Here is a 16772-nt window from a genome sequence, read left to right on the forward strand (position 1 = left end):
CCTGCCGGTCGAGGTCGCGCCTGGGGCGTGGGGTCGACTGGGCGTGGGGTTGACTGGGACCGTGCCGTCCACTGCAGAGATCCTGAGCTTCGAGGAGCCGCCCGTGCCGGCGGGCGCGAGCCCGTGGGTCGTCGAGCCCGCCCCGTCGGCGATCGAGATCGTCGCGTACGACCCCCGGTGGCCGGAGCATGCAGACGCACTCCGTCATCGCATCACGGACGCGCTGGGGACGCGTGCGATCCGTGTCGAGCACGTCGGTTCGACGTCCGTGCCAGGTCTTGCGGCGAAGCCGGTCATCGACCTCGACCTGACCGTCGCCGATCCGGCGGACGAGCGGGTCTGGTTGCCGCGCCTGGAGGCGCTGGGCTTCGTCCTCACGGTGCGCGAGCCGTGGTGGCACGAGCACCGGCTCCTCCAAGCCGGGAAGGCCCCGGGGCATCGAAAGGGTGCGTCCCCGGTGTCCGGGGTGGCGGCGAACCTGCACGTCTTCGGTCCGGACAGTCCCGAGCTCGTGAAGCACGTCGTCTTCCGGGACTGGCTCCGGGTGGATGCTGCCGACCGTGAGCGGTACGGGGACATGAAGCGTGAGGCGGCACAGCACCCCGGGCAGCTGGTCATGGACTACAACGCGCGCAAGCAGGCGGTGATCCTCGAGATCTACCAGCGCGCGTTCGAGGCGGCCGGCTTCCGCTGACCACACGGGCCGTGATCCGGGCAGGCACCCCGCGCCTCCGCGCACACCGCGACATGGAGGACGGCGCCGCCGGCGGCACGGGGTGTGCTCGCCTGACCCCGACGCGGGGCGGCGGCTCCGTGCGGCACCCCGGCTGACCTAGGGTGCACGCATGCGCCTCGGCATCCCGAGCCCCGACCTCGCGTGGTCGGCGTTCTCCCTCGGTCCGCTGACGATCCGCACCTATGCCCTGTGCCTCCTGGCGGGCATCGCCGCGGCGACCTGGCTCACGTCGCGCCGCCTGACGGCGCGCGGCGGGCACGAGGGCGCCGTGCTCGACATCGTCATGTGGGCCGTCCCCTTCGGCGTCGTCGGCGCGCGGATCTACCACGTGCTCACGCACTACGGCGACTACTTCGGCGCCGGGCAGGACCCGCTGCGCGTCCTGTACGTCTGGGAGGGCGGCATCGCGATCCTCGGCTCGCTCCTCGGCGGCGCCGTGGGCGCGTGGATCGGCTGCCGGCGCACGGGTATCCGGTTCTGGTCGTTCGCGGACGCCCTCGCGCCCGCGATGCTCCTCGCCCAGGCGATCGGACGCCTCGGCAACTGGTTCAACCACGAGCTGTTCGGCCGCCCCACCACGCTGCCCTGGGGCCTCCAGATCCCCGCCTCCAACCCGGCGTTCCCGGACGACCTGCCGGACGGCACGCTCTTCCACCCGCTGTTCCTCTACGAGATGCTTTGGAACCTCCTGGGCGTCGCCGTGATCCTCGTGCTGGAGCGCCGGTTCAGGCTGCGCTGGGGCACCGCCTTCGGCGCGTACCTCGTCTGGTACGGCGCCGCGCGCGTGTGGCTCGAGCTGCTGCGCATCGACCCGACGAGCGTCACTCCCCTCGGCCTGCCCGCGAACGTGTGGGGCGCGATCGCCGCGATCGCCGTGGGCGCGGCGATCGTCGTCGTCCAGCGGCAACGCCACCCCGAGCCGGAGACGTCCGTCCACTCCCCCGGCCACGAGCCGCAGCCGACGGCTCCGGACGAGGCGCCCGCCGACCACGCGTAGCGGCGCGCCGGCGCAGGGACCGCTCAGAGCCCGCGCGTGAGGAACGTGCTCGCAGGGCTCGGCGCGTAGTCGCCGAACGGGCCGCACTCGACGAAGCCCGCCCGCGCGTAGAGGGTCCGGGCCGCGGCGAACCCGTCCTGCGTGCCGGTCTCGAGGCTGATCCGGCGGAACCCGGCCTTGCGCGCCGCGTCGAGCAGGTGCGCGAGGAGCGTCCGGGCGATGCCCTGGCCACGGGCCTCGGCCGCCGTGTGCATCGACTTGAGCTCGACGTGCTCGGCCGTGAGCCGCTTCAGCGCTCCCACCGCGAGGACGTCGCCCGCCCGTCGCACCACGTAGAACGTCACGGCGGGGTCCGCGAGCCCGTCGACGTCGAGCGCGTGGACGTCCTCGGGTGCGCTCTGCTCGAACATCAGCGCGAGGTGGCGCTCGAGCAGCGGCCGCACCGCGGGCCCGCGCGGGTCGTCGACGGTGATGAGGAGGTCGTCCACGCGCGGGACGCTACCGGCGCGGCAGCTCCCACCGGGAGCCGTGCCCAGGTCGCGGACGACGTCGCCGCGTCAGCGCGCGAGCCCGCGCGCCCAGCGTTCCTCCGTGCGCGACGGGTCGCGCGGGAGCGCCATGGTCTCCCCCGTCGGCGCGAAGCCCGCGGTACGGTAGACCGCGGCGGCGCCGTCGTTGCCGCGCACGAGCCAGAGCGTCAGGCGCGCCCCGCCGTCCGCCGCCGCCCACCGCGCCGCCTCGTCGAGCAGGGCACGCCCGGCGCCGCGCCGACGTGCGTCCGGCCGGACCCAGAACGACACGAGGTGCCGCTCGTCCTCCTGCGCGCCCGGCTCCTGGATGACGCACGCGAGGCCGACGTCGGCGCCGTCCTGCGCCGCGACGAACCACGCGCTCGACCGCAGGCGCATGCGCCAGTGCATCTCGCGGAAGCCCTCCTCGCGCGCGAGGCTCGACCCGAACGCGTCCTGGTCGGTGCGCAGCGCCTCGAGCCTCAGCGGCGCCAGGCGCTCCCAGGCGTCCTCGTCCAGCCGGTCGATCGTCGTCATCGGGCCATGATGGCCGCGGGAGCGCCGCCGGACCGGACGGCACACCGGTGGCTCACGGGCCCGTGGGACCCTGGTGCCATGACGACGCCCGACGACGACCGCACGACGTGGACCGGCCGGCCGGCCCTCGACACCCGGTGGTGGTGGTCCCCCGCCCTCATGGTCGTCGTCGGCGGCGTCGTCATCGCCTACCAGGTGGCCGCGTACACGGGTGGCGGCGGCATCTGGCTCAACGCCGTGATGATCGCGGTCGGCGCGGGCGTCGTCCTCACGGGTCTCGTCTCGCTGCGCCGCGCGTACCGCGCCCACCAGGCCGCGCAGGACCCCGACACGTCTGCTCCGCCGCAGGGCTGACCGCGGCGCAGCCGGCCGGTCCCCTGGGCGCCCCCGGGTCAGGGCGCGAGGAGCTCCAGGACGTCGTCCGGGCCCGGGAGCGCCGGGGCCGACGTCGGGCGCGCCCAGTACGACCACAGCACCCAGCCGCCACCGACGCGCTCCCAGCCGTCGCCGCGCGGGCGCGACAGGATGCCGGTGCGGGCGTGCTCCCACTGCACGTCGGAGCGCTCGACGACGTGGAACAGCGCCCCGTAGCCGACGGAGTGCCAGCCGTGCCGGCCCGCCCGGTCGAGCACGCGCATCTCGTTGACGGCGCTGAGCGGCGCGAGGGTCATGGTGCGCGGCCCGTCCGACGGCGGCACCGGGACGCTCAGCTCGTCCCGACGGCCGTACCGCTGCTGGGCGGCCTGCTTCGTCATGCCGAGCACTCCCCCGACCTGCTCCCACGTGCAGCCGGCGGCGCGCGCGGACGCGACGGCGGCGGCCAGGAGGACGTCCGTCTCCCCGCGGGCGTCCCGCGCCAGGGCGACGAGGTCGAGATGGGCGGCCGGGTCGTCCGCGAGCCGGGCGGCGAGCCCGGGCTCCGCGGCGTCGAGCGCGGCCGCGAGATGGTCGCGGAGCGACGGGCTGGCGCCGATGTCCAAGGGCATGCGTCAACGGTAGCTTGACGCGCGAGTCTCGTCAAGCAGGCCTTGACGTCGCGCCCTGGTGAACCCGTCCCCCAGGGGCGGCGCGCTAGCGCTCGGGCTCGAGCGCGCCGGGAGCGCGCCGCGGCGCCTGGCGCGCGACGTCGGCGATCTCCTCCTCGGGCCGGGGCGGCACCGTCTCGTCCGCCTCGAGGTGTGGGACCTCGACGTCGGGCCCCACGTGGCCGTGCGGGTCGGGTGTGATCGGCTGCTCGAGCACGTGCGCCTCCTCCGGGTCGAGACGCCCAACCTACGCGGCTCCGCCCGCGCGGGCACCCCGCCGGTGCGGTCCGGCGCTGGGACCCGACGCCGCGCGCGTCAGGCGATGACCATCACCAGGTCGCCGCCCTCGAGCTGCTGCACGCCGCCGATGGCGACCCGCTGGACGGTGCCGCCGATCGGCGTCGTGATCGCGGCCTCCATCTTCATGGCCTCGATCGTCGCGACGGACTGGCCGGCCTCGACCTTCTGGCCCTCGTGGACGAGGGGCGTCACGGCGCCGGCGAACGGCGCCGCGACCTGCCCGGGCGTGCCCGGGTCGGCCTTCTCGGCGACCGCCTGGTCGACCTCCACGCCGCGGTCCCGCACCTGCAGGGGGCGCAGCTGACCGTTGAGCGTGAACATCACCGTGCGCATGCCCCGCTCGTCCGGCTCGCCCACGGCCTCCATGCCCACGAGCAGCCGCACGCCGCGGCCCAGCTGGACCTCGACCTCCGTGGCGGGTCGCATGCCGTAGAGGTAGCGCGCCGTGTCGAGCACGCTCACGTCCCCGTAGGTCGTCCGGAACTGCTCGAGGTCCTTCGTCGGCCCGGGGAACAGCAGGTGGTTGAGCCGGTTGCGACGCGTCGCAGAGTCGGCCGCCAGGTCGCGGCGGTCCTGGTCCGTCAGCGGCGTCACGCCCCGGCGCGGGCTGCGGCCCTGGAGCGCCTTGGTGCGGAACGGCTCGGGCCACCCGCCCGGCGGGTCGCCCAGCTCGCCGCCGAGGAACCCGATGACCGAGTCGGGGATGTCGAACTCCTCGGGCGCCTCCGCGAAGTGCGCGGGGTCCGCGCCCCGCGCGACGAGGTGCAGGGCGAGGTCGCCGACCACCTTGCTCGACGGCGTGACCTTGACCAGCCGGCCGAGCAGGCGGTCCGCGGCGGCGTACATCGCCTCGATCTGCTCGAACCGGTCCCCCAGCCCGAGCGCGATCGCCTGCTGACGCAGGTTGGACAGCTGCCCGCCGGGGATCTCGTGGTCGTAGACGCGCCCCGTCGGCCCGGGCAGCCCCGACTCGAACGGCGCGTAGATGCGGCGCACCGCCTCCCAGTACGGCTCGAGGTCGCACACGGCGCGCAGGCTCAGGCCCGTGTCGCGCTCCGTGTGCTCGAGCGCGGCGACGAGTGCCGAGAGCGACGGCTGGCTCGTGGTGCCGGCCATGGCGGCGCTCGCCGCGTCGACCGCGTCGACGCCGGCGTCGACGGCCGCGAGGAGCGTCGCGAGCTGGCCGCCCGCCGTGTCGTGCGTGTGCAGGTGCACAGGCAGGTCGAACCGCTCGCGCAGGGCCGTCACGAGGCGGTGCGCGGCCGCGGGCCGCAGCAGCCCCGCCATGTCCTTGATCGCCAGCACGTGCGCGCCGGCCTCGACGATCCGGTCGGCGAGGTGCAGGTAGTAGTCGAGCGTGTAGAGGTCCTCGCGCGGGTCGAGGAGGTTGCCCGTGTAGCACAGGGCGACCTCGGCGACCGACGTCCCGACCTCGCGCACGGCCTCGATCGCGGGCCGCATCTGCTCGACGTCGTTGAGCGCGTCGAAGATCCGGAAGATGTCGATGCCGGTCGCGGTCGCCTCGCGCACGAACGCCGCGGTGACCTCGGTCGGGTACGGCGTGTAGCCGACCGTGTTGCGGCCGCGCAGCAGCATCTGCAGGGCGACGTTGGGCAGCGTCTCGCGCAGCGCCGCCAGGCGGTCCCACGGGTCCTCCCCGAGGAAGCGCAGCGCGACGTCGTACGTCGCGCCGCCCCAGGCCTCGACGCTCAGCAGCCCGGGCGTCGAGCGCGCGACGTACGGCGCGGCGGTCACCAGGTCGTACGTGCGCACCCGGGTCGCGAGCAGGGACTGGTGCGCGTCGCGGAACGTCGTGTCGGTCACCGCGACCGCCGTCTGCGCGCGGAGCGCGCTCGCGAAGCCCTCGGGGCCGAGCTCGAGCAGCCGCTGCCGGCTGCCCGCGGGCGCCGGCGCGGTGAGGTCGACGGCGGGCAGCTTGCGCTGGGGCTCGAGCACGTGGGCCGGCCGGCCGTGGGGCCGGTTCACCGTGACGTCGCCGAGGTAGGCGAGCAGGCGCGTGCCGCGGTCGGCGCTCTCCTTGGCCACGAGCAGCTCGGGCCGCTCGTCGATGAACGACGTCGACAGGTCCCCCGCGACGAACTCGGGGTCGGCCAGCACGGCCTGGAGGAAGGGGATGTTCGTCCGGATGCCGCGGATCCGGAACTCGGCCAGCGCGCGCCGGGCGCGGCGCACCGCGGTCGGGTAGTCGCGACCGCGGCACGTGAGCTTGACGAGCATCGAGTCGAAGTGCCCGCTGACCTCGGCGCCCGCGGACGCCGTCGCCCCGTCGAGGCGCACGCCCGCGCCGCCCGGCGAGCGGTAGGCGATGATCCGGCCCGTGTCCGGGCGGAACCCGTTGGCGGGGTCCTCCGTCGTGATGCGGGTCTGGATCGCGGCGCCGTTGACGCGGACCGTCTCCTGGCTGATGCCGAGGTCCGCCAGGGTCTCCCCCGCCGCGATGCGCAGCTGCGACTGCACGAGGTCGATGTCCGTGACCTCCTCGGTCACCGTGTGCTCGACCTGGATGCGCGGGTTCATCTCGATGAACACGTGCTGGCCCGCGCGCTCGCCCGCCGTGTCGACGAGGAACTCCACCGTCCCCGCGTTGACGTAGCCGATGCTGCGCGCGAAGGCGACCGCGTCACGGCACAGGGCGTCGCGCAGCGCGGGGTCGAGGTTCGGCGCGGGCGCGATCTCGATGACCTTCTGGTGGCGGCGCTGGAGCGAGCAGTCACGCTCGAAGAGGTGGACCACCTCGCCCGTCGCGTCGGCGAGGATCTGCACCTCGATGTGGCGCGGGCGCAGGACCGCCTGCTCGAGGAACACCGTCGGGTCGCCGAACGCGCTGTCCGCCTCGCGCATCGCCGCGGCCAGGGCCTCGGGCAGCTCCGCGGGCGTGTCGACGCGGCGCATGCCCCGGCCGCCACCGCCCGCCACGGCCTTGACGAAGACGGGGAACCCGATCTCGTCGGCGGCCGCGACGAGCGCCTCGGGGTCGGACGACGGCTCGGAGGACGCGAGCGTCGGGATGCCGGCCGCCTTCGCCGCGCGCAGCGCCGTGACCTTGTTGCCCGCCATCTCGAGCACCTCGGCCGGCGGACCGACGAACGCGATGCCGGCCGCGGCGCAGGCGCGCGCGAGGTCGGGGTTCTCGGACAGGAAGCCGTAGCCCGGGTAGACGGCGTCGGCGCCCGACTCCCGGGCGACGCGGATGATCTCCGCGACGTCGAGGTAGGCGCGCACCGGGTGCCCCGGCGTGCCGATGGGATAGGCCTCGTCGGCCTTGAGGCGGTGCTCGGAGCTGCGGTCCTCGTACGGGAACACCGCGACCGTGCGGGCACCGAGCTCGTAGGCCGCACGGAAGCCGCGGACGGCGATCTCAGCGCGGTTGGCGACGAGGACCTTGGAGAACACGACTCACCTCAGACGTAGCAGGGGGCAGCAGCACCGTAGCGGCAACCGACGCGCGGACGCCCGGCGTCCGGGAGACGGACGCCGGGCAGGGCGGCCCGAGGAGCCGGGCGGCGGGTGGAGGCAGCCGGAGGGCCTCAGCCGGCGTTGCGCGCGCGGCGGCGCTGGGCGAGCTCGTCCTCGCTCGACGTGGGCAGGTCGTCGCCCGCGCGCTCCGTGGGCAGGGAGGCGAGGGTGCCCTCGACCTCGCGCCACACGCGGCCGACGGCGATGCCGAAGACGCCCTGGCCGCCCTGGACCAGGTCGATGACCTCGTCGGCGGACGTGCACTCGTAGACGCTCGCACCGTCGCTCATGAGCGTGATCTGGGCGAGGTCCTCGACCCCGCGCTCACGCAGGTGGCCGACGGCGGTGCGGATCTGCTGGAGCGAGACGCCCGTGTCGAGGAGGCGCTTGACGACCTTGAGCACGAGGATGTCGCGGAAGCTGTAGAGGCGCTGGGTGCCCGACCCGCTCGCGGGACGGATCGTCGGCTCGACGAGGCCCGTGCGGGCCCAGTAGTCGAGCTGGCGGTACGTGATGCCGGCCGCGCGGCAGGCCGTCGGCCCGCGGTAGCCCGTCGTCGTGTCCAGGTCGGGCAGCTCGTCGCCGAAGAGGAGGCCCTGCGCTCGTTGGGGGACGCCGACGGCCTCCTCGGCCGTGTCTCCGGTGCCGCTCACGGGTCGCTCCCTCCGTCATCCTGCTGGTCCGTCCCAGCGCCCCAGGGCGGCGCTCCACAGGATGTCCACACGTCACGCTAGGCCCGGGGGGTGGGCCCGTCAACGACGCGGGCCGCGACGCGCCGCGGCGTGTCCCTCACGCGTGTCTCACCTTCGACCTCAGGTTGAGACAGGCCCCCCGACGTGCGGTTCCGCCGCGTCCGCTCACGCCCGTCGCCCGGCGTCGTCGTCCTCCCCCGCGTCCTCCGGACCCTCGTCCGGGACGCCCGGACCGCCGCCCGCCTGGGCCGCCTCGGGGCCGGTCACGAAGTCGTCGGCGCTGACCGTGTCGAGGAACGCGCGGAACTCCTCGACCTCGTCCTCGGCCGTGTGCTCCTCGACCTCGAGGCCCGACTCGTCGAGGATCTCGGGAGCGCACAGCACGGGGCAGCCGACGCGGACGGCCACGGCGATCGCGTCGGACGCGCGCGAGTCCACCCGGCTCTCGTCGGCCAGCACGAGCTCGGCGTGGAACACGCCGTCGAGCAGCGCGACGATCTCCACCCGGTCCAGGCCCGCCGAGCACTCCTGGATGACCGAGGCGAGCAGGTCGTGCGTCATGGGCCGGGGCGGCACGACCCCCTGCTGCGCCGTGGCGATCGCCGAGCCCTCGGTCACCCCGACGACGATCGGCAGCAGACGCCGGCCGCGCAGGTCGAGCAGCAGGACGACCACCTGGTCCAACGGGGCCTGCCGCCGCACCCCGAGGACCTCCACGGGCACCAGGTCCTCTCGCATGGAGCCACGCTACGTCGCGCGGCCGCCCCCTGGCACCTGGTCGGGCAGCGGGTCGAGCACCCGGCGCGCGAGCCGACCGTCAGGGCGTGAGGCCCGAGACGCCCGAGCGCACGAGCGTCGTGTGCAGGCGACCGCAGAGCTCGCCCACCTCGGCCGCGACGGACGCGGCGTGCGCCTGCGCGGCGACCGCGCGCTGGCCCCGCAGGGGCGCGACGATCTGCTCGACGACCGACACCTGGCGGTCGGCCGCGAGCCGGAACGCGCGCAGGTGCCGCGGCTCGACGCCGTGCTCCGCGAGGGCGGCCGCGAGCTGGACCACCTCGCGCGCGTACGCGTCGAGCCGGCCGGACGCGCTCACGGTCAGCACCCCCGCCTCGACGAGCTGCTCGACGAGCGAGGGGTCGACGCCGGTCTCCGCGGCCAGCGAGGCCGTCGTGGCGCGGCCCGCGCCGCCGGTGGCCGTGCGCTCGCCGCCCGAGGCGGCGAGGCGGGGGGTGAGCGGCTCGTCGTCCTGCCCGGCGTCGAGGGCCGCGAGCTGCTCGCCGATGACCTTGAGCGGCAGGTAGCGGTCGCGCTGCTGGCGCAGCACGTACCGGACGCGCTCGACGTCGGCCGGGCTGTACTGCCGGTAGCCGCCCGCGGTGCGGCGCGGCTCCACGAGGCCCTGCTCCTCGAGGAAGCGCAGCTTGGACGGCGTGAGCGTCGGGAAGTCCCCGCCCAGGTCGGCCAGGACGTCGGAGATCCGCATCGTCGGCTCGGTCGACACGCCGTGCGGCCAGCGCTCGACGAGGTGCGGGCGCGACGTCGGGGGCGCCTGCTCGGCGCGCTCGCGCTCCTCGGTGCGGCGAGGAGCGGGTGTCACTGCGCCGGGCCCGGCGAGCCCGCGTGGCCGGCGCGCGCCGGGCTCGGGTGGAACGTCATGCGGAACTTGCCGATCTGGACCTCGTCACCCGCGCGGAGCAGCGCCTGCTCGATCCGCGTCCGGTTGACGTACGTCCCGTTGAGCGAGCCGACGTCGCGCACGACGAAGCCGTCCCGCTCCCGCACGAACTCGACGTGCTTGCGCGAGACCGTGACGTCGTCGAGGAAGATGTCCGCGTTCGGGCTGCGCCCGGCGACCGTCCGGTCCGCGTCGAGCAGGAAGCGCGCGCCGGCGCTGGGGCCGCGCTGCATGATGAGGAGGGCCGACGTCGGCGGCAGCGCGGCGACCGCGGTGTGCTCCTCGGCCGTGAGCCCCGTGCTCGGCGCGTCCACGTCGACGGAGCCGATGACGCCCTCGCCGAAGCTCATCGTGGTGTCGGCCGACGCCCACTGCGGCTCCGACGCGTCGCGTTCGGTCATCGTCACTCCTTCGCCCCGGCGGTCACGGCCCCGTCCTCGTCGAGGACACCCTATGCACAGGCGGCGTCCCTCCGCAGTCCCTCGTCCGGCCCACGGCCGCCGCGCGGGCGGCCCGCGGCCGGCGGACGGCAGTCGTCGGCCCAGACCTCACCCGGCGTCCGTCGCCGGCGCGGGCGTCGCGAACCGCGGGGGCTCGACGTCCCGGACCGCCGTGACCTCGACCAGGTCGCGCGCCTCGACCTCGCTCGAGCCGTCGGAGCCGCGGACGACGGCGAGCGCTCCGCCGGGCATGTTGAGCGCGGGGATGATGACGTCCGGGTCGCCGATCGCGACCCACCGGTAGGGCGGCTCGAGGAGCGTGCCGTCCACCGACACCCCGTCGGCGGTGTCCACGACGTAGGTCGAGGCGGTGACGCGCAGGTCGTTGACCTGCACGGCCTCGGCGCCCGCGTTCCGGAGCTCCTCGAGCACGTTGTAGAGCACGAGCGCGGGGACCCGGCGGTCCGGGTCCCGCACGGTGAGCACGACGCCCGGACCCTGCGCGGGCAGCCGACCCGCGAGGATCCCCTGCTGCGCGGCGCGCTCGGTGGCGGCCTCGCGCGCCGCGCGCCGGGTGTCGGAGCCCGTCGCGAGCTCGGCCCGCTGCGCGCGGAGCTCGGCGGCCTGGTCCTCGAGCTCCTCGGTGCGCTGCGTGACCTCGTCGAGGATCCGCACGAGCTCGTCCTGGCGCAGCGAGGACAGGCCGTCGCTGCGGTTCTGCTGGACCTGGACCACGAACGCGAAGCCGAGGAGCGCGCACAGGAGGCCGGCGAGGACCTGGGCGCGCGTCGCGCGCGGCGCGAGGGCCCGCGCGATGGTCCGCCACGACCGGGACACCGACGACGTCCCCGGGGCGACCGGGACCGGCGGCGTCACGGGCGCGGCTGCGTCGTCGCCGGGCGGGGCGGCGGCGCGCGCGCTCTCCTGCGGCGCGGCCACGGTGGGCGCGTCGGTGGGCCCAGGGTCCACGGCCTCGGCCTCGGCCGGCGCAGCCTCCGTGGGCGCCTCCTCCGTGGGCGCAGCCTCAGTGGGCGCCTCCTCGGTCGGCGCAGTCTCGGCGGGCGCCTCCTCGGCACGGTCAGTGGCGCTCGGCTCGACGTCCGCGGGCTCGTCGCGGGCGGGGTCGACGTGGTCCGCAGCGACCTCAGCCGGCTCGTCCACGTGGGGCTCGCGCGGGCCGACGCCCCCGGCCTGCGGGTCCGCGGGGTCGTCCGGGGCGCGGTGCTCGGCCGTCACGTCACGCCTTGAACAGGTGGCGGCGGATCGCCGCGGCGTTCGAGAAGATCCGGATGCCGAGCACGACGACGACGGCGGTCGAGAGCTGCGTGCCGACGCCGAGCTGGTCGCCCAGGAACACGATGAGCGCGGCGACCACGACGTTCGACAGGAAGGAGACGAGGAACACCCGGTCGTTGAAGTTGCCGTCGAGCAGCGCGCGCAGGCCGCCGAACAGGGCGTCCAGCGCGGCGACCACCGCGATCGGCAGGTACGGCTGGAGCACCGTCGGCACGGTCGGCTCGAGGACGAGGCCCACGACCGCCCCGATGATGAGGCCGATCACCGCGATCACGGCGTCCCTCCCTCGCTGGTCGTCGTCTCGTCCGCCGACCCGGAGCCCGACCCGGCTCCGGTCGCCCCAGACTGTGCCACATCGGCACCCGGCACCGTCGCATGGCGCAGCGGCGCCGGCGTCCCGCCCGGGAGCTCGACCTCGGTGGCGCGCAGCGACATCCCGATCTCGAACGTGCCGGTCAGCGTCGTGAGGTGGTTGGCGGCCGTGGTCCGGGCGAACGCCGTCTGCACCGCCTGCGCGTCGCCGACGACCTCGACCCGGTAGGGCGAGACGAGGGGCACGAGGTCGACCAGGACGGCAGGCCCGACGCTGCGGATCGCGCTCTGCCCGGTGAGGCGCTGGCCGTTGATCGCGATGCCCTCGGCGCCGGCGGCCCACAGCCCGTTGGTGACGATCTGGAGGTCGATGTCCTGCACGCGGCGCCGGGGGTCGATGTCGTCGGGGTCCTCGACCGGGGCGTCGCTCAGCTCGAGCACGAGCCCGTCCCCGCGCAGCGGCGTCGTCCCGCTGAGCACCTCGAGCTCGGCCAGCTCGGCGAAGAGCTCGGGGTCCGCGGACGCGAGCGCCTCGCTCTGGCGCTGCGCCACCTCGGCCGCGAGCTCGGCGTTGGCCTCCGCGAGCGCGTCGGCCTCCGCGGTGCGTGCCGCGATCTGCTCCTGCAGGAGCGCGCGCGCGCCCGTCCCGCCCGGCTCGGGCGTGCGCAGCTGCACGACGGCGACCGCCGTCACGAGGCCCAGCGCGAGCGCGACCGCGAGGTGGACGACCGAGCGCCCGGCGCTCCGGCCGGGCGTCGTCGGCGCCGCGGGCCGCGCCGCGGCCTCGGCGTAGCCCGCGTCGACGGGCCGGTACATGACGTCGTTGAGCAGGCTCATCGACGCGTCGGGACGCTGCGCGACGCGCGGCTTGCGTCGGGTCCCGCTCACGGCGTCACCACGCCCCGGTCCCGTCGCAGCTCCTGCCACGCCTGGCGCAGGTAGACGCCCGCGGCGAGCCAGTACAGGCCCATGCCCCACCAGGCGAACGCCCAGCCGGCGACGCCGGCCACGACCCCGACGGCGCCGTGGGTCTGCGCGAGGAGCAGCAGCGGGAAGGCGTAGAGGAGCGCGAACGTCCCCGCCTTGCCGACGAAGTGGACGGGCAGCGGGCCGATCCCCCGCACGACGAGCACGAGCAGGACGACGGCGAGCAGCACGTCGCGCCCGATCACCGCCGCCACGAGCCAGCCGGGGACGACGTCGCGCGCCGCGAGGGCGACGAGGGTCACGAGGATGAAGAGCCGGTCGGCGGCCGGGTCGAGGAGCTCCCCCAGGCGCGAGTACTGGTCCAGGGCGCGTGCGAGCACGCCGTCGAGCCAGTCGCTCGCACCCGCGACGGCGAGCACGACGAGGGCCCAGCCGTCGTGCCCCTGCGCGAGCAGCACGGCGAAGACCGGGACCAGGAGCAGGCGCGCGCCGCTGATGACGTTGGGCAGCGTGACGACGCCGTGGCGGCCCGACCCGGGCCACCGCCGCCCCGCCGGTGCGCGACCGAGGTCAGTCACTTCCCGACCGCCCCCTGCCTGCCCGCCGACGTCACCGCTGGCGATCCTACGGGGCGCGTGCGCCCGCGCGGGGCAGGCGCCACCGGCCGGTCAGGTGACGCGCTCGAGCACGACCGACCGGGTCGCGACGTCGGCCCGGACGACCCGCACGCGCACGTGCTCGCCGGCCGGCAGCTCGCCCTCCGCTGTCCGGGCGACGACCGCCGGGTCCGCCAGCGCGACGGTGCGCGCGTCGAGCGCGACACCCTCGTGCTCGGTCCCGACGAGGGGGGCGAGCAGGGCGGCCTCGACGAGGTCGGTGCAGGCGCGGTCGACCGCGTTGGCGCGCGCGCTGCCCGCGGCCATCTCCTCGCCGAGGCGGGGCAGGGCCTCGAGCACCCAGTCCGGCACGGGGCGCCCGGCGCGCACCGCGAGGCTCACCTCGAGCCCGTAGCGGTCGACCAGCCGGCGCAGCGGCGCCGTCACGTGCGCGTACGGGGCCCCGACCGCGCCGTGCGCGGGCGCCTCGGGCGGAGCGCCCTGGAACGGGGTCCAGGCCGCGCCACGGAAGAGGCCGGTCGCGGCGTCGAGGAACGCGGCCGACGCGGGCAGCTCGCGGTCCAGGCCCGCCAGCACGTCGCCGTAGGACGCGCCGTCCGGCCACGGCACCCCGAGCGCGCGCGCCGTGCGCCGCAGCGCCGCGACGGCGTCGTCGCCGGCCGGGGGCATGGTGCGCAGCACGCCGACGCCCGCGTCGAGCATGAGGGCCGCCGCGGCCATGCCCGTCATGAGGGAGATCTGGGCGTTGTGGTCCTCGATCGGCAGCGGTGCGCGCCGGACGAGCTCCCAGCCCTGCTCGCCCCGACGGACCTCCTGCTCGGGCAGGCCGAGCTGGACGCCGCCCCGCGCGCGCTCGAGGGACGCGCGGCGCTCGCCCACCTCGACGAGCAGCGCGAGCGGGTCGTCGCGGTCGACGCCGGCCTCGAGGCGTGCCTGCTCCGACGCGTAGTCGAGCTGGACCCGGCTGCGCACGGTCGCGCGCTCGACGTCGACCGCGGTGACGTCGCCGTCGGCGGCGAGGTCGAGCGTCCACACGACCGCGGGACGGTCCTGCTCGGGGAGGAGCGACGCGGCTCCCTCGCTGAGCACCGGCGGGTGCAGCGGGACGCGCGTGTCGGGGCAGTAGACGGTCTGCACGCGCTCGTGGGCCGCGCGGTCGAGGGCGCCGCCCGGCACCACGAACGCCGCGACGTCCGCGATCGCGTAGCGCACGCGGTACCCGTCGCCCCGGCGCTCGAGGTGCATGGCCTGGTCGAGGTCGGTCGAGCCCGCGGGGTCGAGCGTGCGGAACGGGACGTCGCGCAGGTCCCGCCGCTCCCCCTCGACGGCTCGCCCGGCGCCCGCCGGCGCCTGGGCCGCGGCCTGCGCCTCGGCCGTCGCGGCGGGGTCGAACTCGACGGGCACCTCGAGCTCACGCCGGACGGCCGCGAAGCCGTCCGCCAGTCCGTCGGGGGTCGCGAGACGTCGTCGAGGTCGGGGCACGCGACCACCCTACGGAAACGCGCGCGAGGCGCACGGGCACGCGGGGCACGGTCGGCGGGCCGGGACGCGTGCCGCGATGCCATGCTGCTCCCATGCTCGAGCTGCTCACCGGCGCCGGCCTGGCCACCGCCTCGGGGCTCAACGCCGCCCTGCCGCTGCTGGTCCTCGGCGCCCTGGACCGCTGGACGACGCTCGTGACGCTCCCCGCGAGCTGGGCCTGGCTGTCGGACGGGTGGGTCCTGCTCATCCTCGGCCTGCTGCTCGTGCTCGAGGTCGTCGCGGACAAGATCCCGGGCGTCGACAGCGTCAACGACGTCGTCCAGACCGTGATCCGTCCGACCGCGGGCGGGCTCGCCTTCGGTGCCGGATCGGGCTCGGAGACGGTGGCCGTGACGGACCCGGCGTCCTTCTTCACGTCGGGGTCCTGGGTCCCGGTCGCGGTCGGCGTCGTGCTCGCGCTCACCGTGCACACCGGCAAGGCGCTCGGCCGGCCGGTCGTCAACGCGACGACCGTCGGCGCCGGCGGGCCCGTGGTGAGCGCGGCGGAGGACGTCACGAGCCTCGCGCTCACCGCGGCCGCGCTGCTCGTGCCCGTGCTCGTCCTCGTCGGCCTCGCGCTGCTGGTCTGGGCCGGCGTGCGCGTGGTCCGGCGCCGCGCCGCGCGCCGCCGCCGGCGTGCCGTCACACCCCTGGAGGGAACCTGATGCGCTTCGGCTACCACGTCGGCTACTGGGCGGCCGGACCGCCACCGGGTGCGCTCGAGGCCGTCGTGGCCGCCGACCGGCTCGGGTTCGACTCCGTGTGGACCGCCGAGGCCTACGGCTCGGACGCGCTGACCCCGCTCGCGTGGTGGGGCAGCCGGACCGAACGGATCCGCCTCGGCACCGCGATCGCCCAGATCTCCGCGCGCACGCCGACCGCGGCGGCGATGGCCGCCCTCACCCTCGACCACCTCAGCGGCGGCAGGTTCGTGCTGGGCCTCGGCGCGTCCGGCCCCCAGGTCGTCGAGGGCTGGTACGGCGCCCCCTACCCGCGCCCCCTCGCCCGCACGCGCGAGTACGTCGGCGTCGTGCGCCAGGTGCTGCGCCGGGAGGAGCCCGTGGTGGCCGACGGCGAGTTCTACCAGCTCCCGCACCGTGGCGGCACGGGCCTCGGGCGGCCCCTGCGCTCGACCGTGCACCCGCTGCGGGCGCACCTGCCGGTGCACCTCGCCGCGGAGGGCCCCAAGAACGTCGCCCTCGCCGCCGAGGTCGCCGACGGCTGGCTGCCGCTCTTCTACGCCCCGAGCGTCGACGCGTTCTACCGGGAGGCCCTCGCCGAGGGCTTCGCGCGGCGCTCCCCCGACCTGCCCGCGCCGGACGCGTTCGAGGTGAGCGCGACCGTGCCCGTCGTCGTGGACGACGACGTCGAGCGCGCCGCCGACGTCGTCCGCCCCTTCGTCGCGCTCTACGTGGGCGGGATGGGCGCGTCGAGCGCGAACTTCCACCGCGACATGGTGGAGCGGCTCGGCTACGTGCGGGAGTGCGAGACCGTCGCCTCGCTCTTCGCCGAGGGCCGGCGGGCCGAGGCCGCGGCCGCGGTCCCGACCGCGCTCGTCCAGGACATCGCGCTGGTCGGGCCCCCGGCCGCGATCCGCGACCGGCTCGCGGCGTGGGACGACACGGTCGTGACGTCGATCCTGGTGCAGGGCGACGCGGCGGCACTGCGCGCCGTCGCGGACCTGCTCTCCTGACGGCGTCGCCGCCGC

At 75.8% G+C, this 16772-nt stretch carries 19 protein-coding genes; 5 read left to right on the plus strand and 14 right to left on the minus strand.

The genetic code is table 11. The features are described from left to right. Positions 1 to 61 precede the first annotated feature (61 nt). Positions 62 to 694, plus strand: coding sequence for a GrpB family protein (locus tag JIG38_RS00120; protein ID WP_199421482.1), 633 nt, complete (start codon positions 62 to 64; stop codon positions 692 to 694). Positions 695 to 845: 151 nt separating this feature from the next. Continuing rightward, a complete protein-coding gene (gene lgt / locus JIG38_RS00125) occupies positions 846 to 1733 on the plus strand; it encodes a prolipoprotein diacylglyceryl transferase (protein ID WP_199421483.1) in 888 nt (295 codons plus the stop codon). A gap of 23 nt (positions 1734 to 1756) precedes the next feature. Here the strand turns inward: lgt and JIG38_RS00130 are convergent, their stop codons facing one another. Both JIG38_RS00130 and JIG38_RS00135 read right to left on the minus strand, forming a co-directional pair. Next, positions 1757 to 2221: a GNAT family N-acetyltransferase gene (locus JIG38_RS00130; protein ID WP_307844375.1), complete on the minus strand. Its 465-nt coding sequence runs from the start codon at positions 2219 to 2221 to the stop codon at positions 1757 to 1759. Between the two features lie 69 nt (positions 2222 to 2290). Continuing rightward, complete coding sequence (locus tag JIG38_RS00135) at positions 2291 to 2779, minus strand: GNAT family N-acetyltransferase (RefSeq protein WP_199421484.1); 489 nt, start codon at positions 2777 to 2779, stop codon at positions 2291 to 2293. A 78-nt stretch (positions 2780 to 2857) separates the two neighbouring features. Here JIG38_RS00135 and JIG38_RS00140 point away from each other — a divergent pair, with 78 nt between their 5' ends. Further along, positions 2858 to 3133: a hypothetical protein gene (locus tag JIG38_RS00140; protein WP_199421485.1), complete on the plus strand. Its 276-nt coding sequence runs from the start codon at positions 2858 to 2860 to the stop codon at positions 3131 to 3133. A gap of 38 nt (positions 3134 to 3171) precedes the next feature. Here the strand turns inward: JIG38_RS00140 and JIG38_RS00145 are convergent, their stop codons facing one another. The 12 genes from JIG38_RS00145 to JIG38_RS00200 form a co-directional block, all read right to left on the minus strand. Beyond that, positions 3172 to 3765, minus strand: a complete 594-nt coding sequence (locus JIG38_RS00145; RefSeq protein ID WP_199421486.1) for a hypothetical protein — start codon at positions 3763 to 3765, stop codon at positions 3172 to 3174. Between the two features lie 85 nt (positions 3766 to 3850). Then, the gene (locus JIG38_RS00150; protein ID WP_199421487.1) at positions 3851 to 4021 is read right to left on the minus strand and encodes a hypothetical protein; all 171 of its coding nucleotides are present in this window, start codon (positions 4019 to 4021) and stop codon (positions 3851 to 3853) included. A gap of 98 nt (positions 4022 to 4119) precedes the next feature. Continuing rightward, positions 4120 to 7518, minus strand: a complete 3399-nt coding sequence (locus JIG38_RS00155) for a pyruvate carboxylase (RefSeq protein WP_199421488.1) — start codon at positions 7516 to 7518, stop codon at positions 4120 to 4122. 134 nt (positions 7519 to 7652) lie between these two features. Then, complete coding sequence (locus tag JIG38_RS00160; RefSeq protein WP_199421489.1) at positions 7653 to 8234, minus strand: MerR family transcriptional regulator; 582 nt, start codon at positions 8232 to 8234, stop codon at positions 7653 to 7655. Between the two features lie 204 nt (positions 8235 to 8438). Continuing rightward, positions 8439 to 9011, minus strand: coding sequence for a bifunctional nuclease family protein (locus JIG38_RS00165; RefSeq protein WP_199421490.1), 573 nt, complete (start codon positions 9009 to 9011; stop codon positions 8439 to 8441). A gap of 79 nt (positions 9012 to 9090) precedes the next feature. Beyond that, positions 9091 to 9873: a transcriptional regulator FtsR gene (gene ftsR / locus JIG38_RS00170; RefSeq protein WP_307844376.1), complete on the minus strand. Its 783-nt coding sequence runs from the start codon at positions 9871 to 9873 to the stop codon at positions 9091 to 9093. Continuing rightward, positions 9870 to 10352 (minus strand): FHA domain-containing protein, encoded by a 483-nt coding sequence (locus tag JIG38_RS00175; protein WP_199421491.1) that lies wholly within the window; start codon positions 10350 to 10352, stop codon positions 9870 to 9872. Before JIG38_RS00175 ends, ftsR begins: the two co-directional genes overlap by 4 nt. A 147-nt stretch (positions 10353 to 10499) precedes the next feature. Then, positions 10500 to 11627: a DUF881 domain-containing protein gene (locus JIG38_RS20820; protein WP_199421492.1), complete on the minus strand. Its 1128-nt coding sequence runs from the start codon at positions 11625 to 11627 to the stop codon at positions 10500 to 10502. 1 nt (position 11628) lies between these two features. Further along, positions 11629 to 11961, minus strand: coding sequence for a small basic family protein (locus tag JIG38_RS00185; protein ID WP_199421493.1), 333 nt, complete (start codon positions 11959 to 11961; stop codon positions 11629 to 11631). Continuing rightward, positions 11958 to 12887, minus strand: coding sequence for a DUF881 domain-containing protein (locus tag JIG38_RS00190; protein WP_199421494.1), 930 nt, complete (start codon positions 12885 to 12887; stop codon positions 11958 to 11960). Before JIG38_RS00190 ends, JIG38_RS00185 begins: the two co-directional genes overlap by 4 nt. Further along, positions 12884 to 13504, minus strand: coding sequence for a CDP-alcohol phosphatidyltransferase family protein (locus JIG38_RS00195; protein ID WP_199421495.1), 621 nt, complete (start codon positions 13502 to 13504; stop codon positions 12884 to 12886). The genes JIG38_RS00190 and JIG38_RS00195 overlap by 4 nt, the downstream gene beginning before the upstream one ends. Positions 13505 to 13594: 90 nt before the next feature. Further along, on the minus strand, positions 13595 to 15025 hold the full coding sequence (locus JIG38_RS00200) for an RNB domain-containing ribonuclease (RefSeq protein ID WP_199421496.1): 1431 nt from the start codon (positions 15023 to 15025) through the stop codon (positions 13595 to 13597). Positions 15026 to 15117: 92 nt separating this feature from the next. Here JIG38_RS00200 and JIG38_RS00205 point away from each other — a divergent pair, with 92 nt between their 5' ends. Next, on the plus strand, positions 15118 to 15729 hold the full coding sequence (locus JIG38_RS00205) for a DUF4126 domain-containing protein (RefSeq protein ID WP_199421497.1): 612 nt from the start codon (positions 15118 to 15120) through the stop codon (positions 15727 to 15729). Continuing rightward, the gene (locus JIG38_RS00210) at positions 15729 to 16757 is read left to right on the plus strand and encodes an LLM class F420-dependent oxidoreductase (RefSeq protein ID WP_199421498.1); all 1029 of its coding nucleotides are present in this window, start codon (positions 15729 to 15731) and stop codon (positions 16755 to 16757) included. Before JIG38_RS00205 ends, JIG38_RS00210 begins: the two co-directional genes overlap by 1 nt. The last annotated feature ends 15 nt before the right edge of the window (positions 16758 to 16772 follow it).

Source organism: Actinotalea solisilvae (assembly GCF_016464425.1).
Classification (GTDB): Bacteria; Actinomycetota; Actinomycetes; order Actinomycetales; family Cellulomonadaceae; genus Actinotalea; species Actinotalea solisilvae.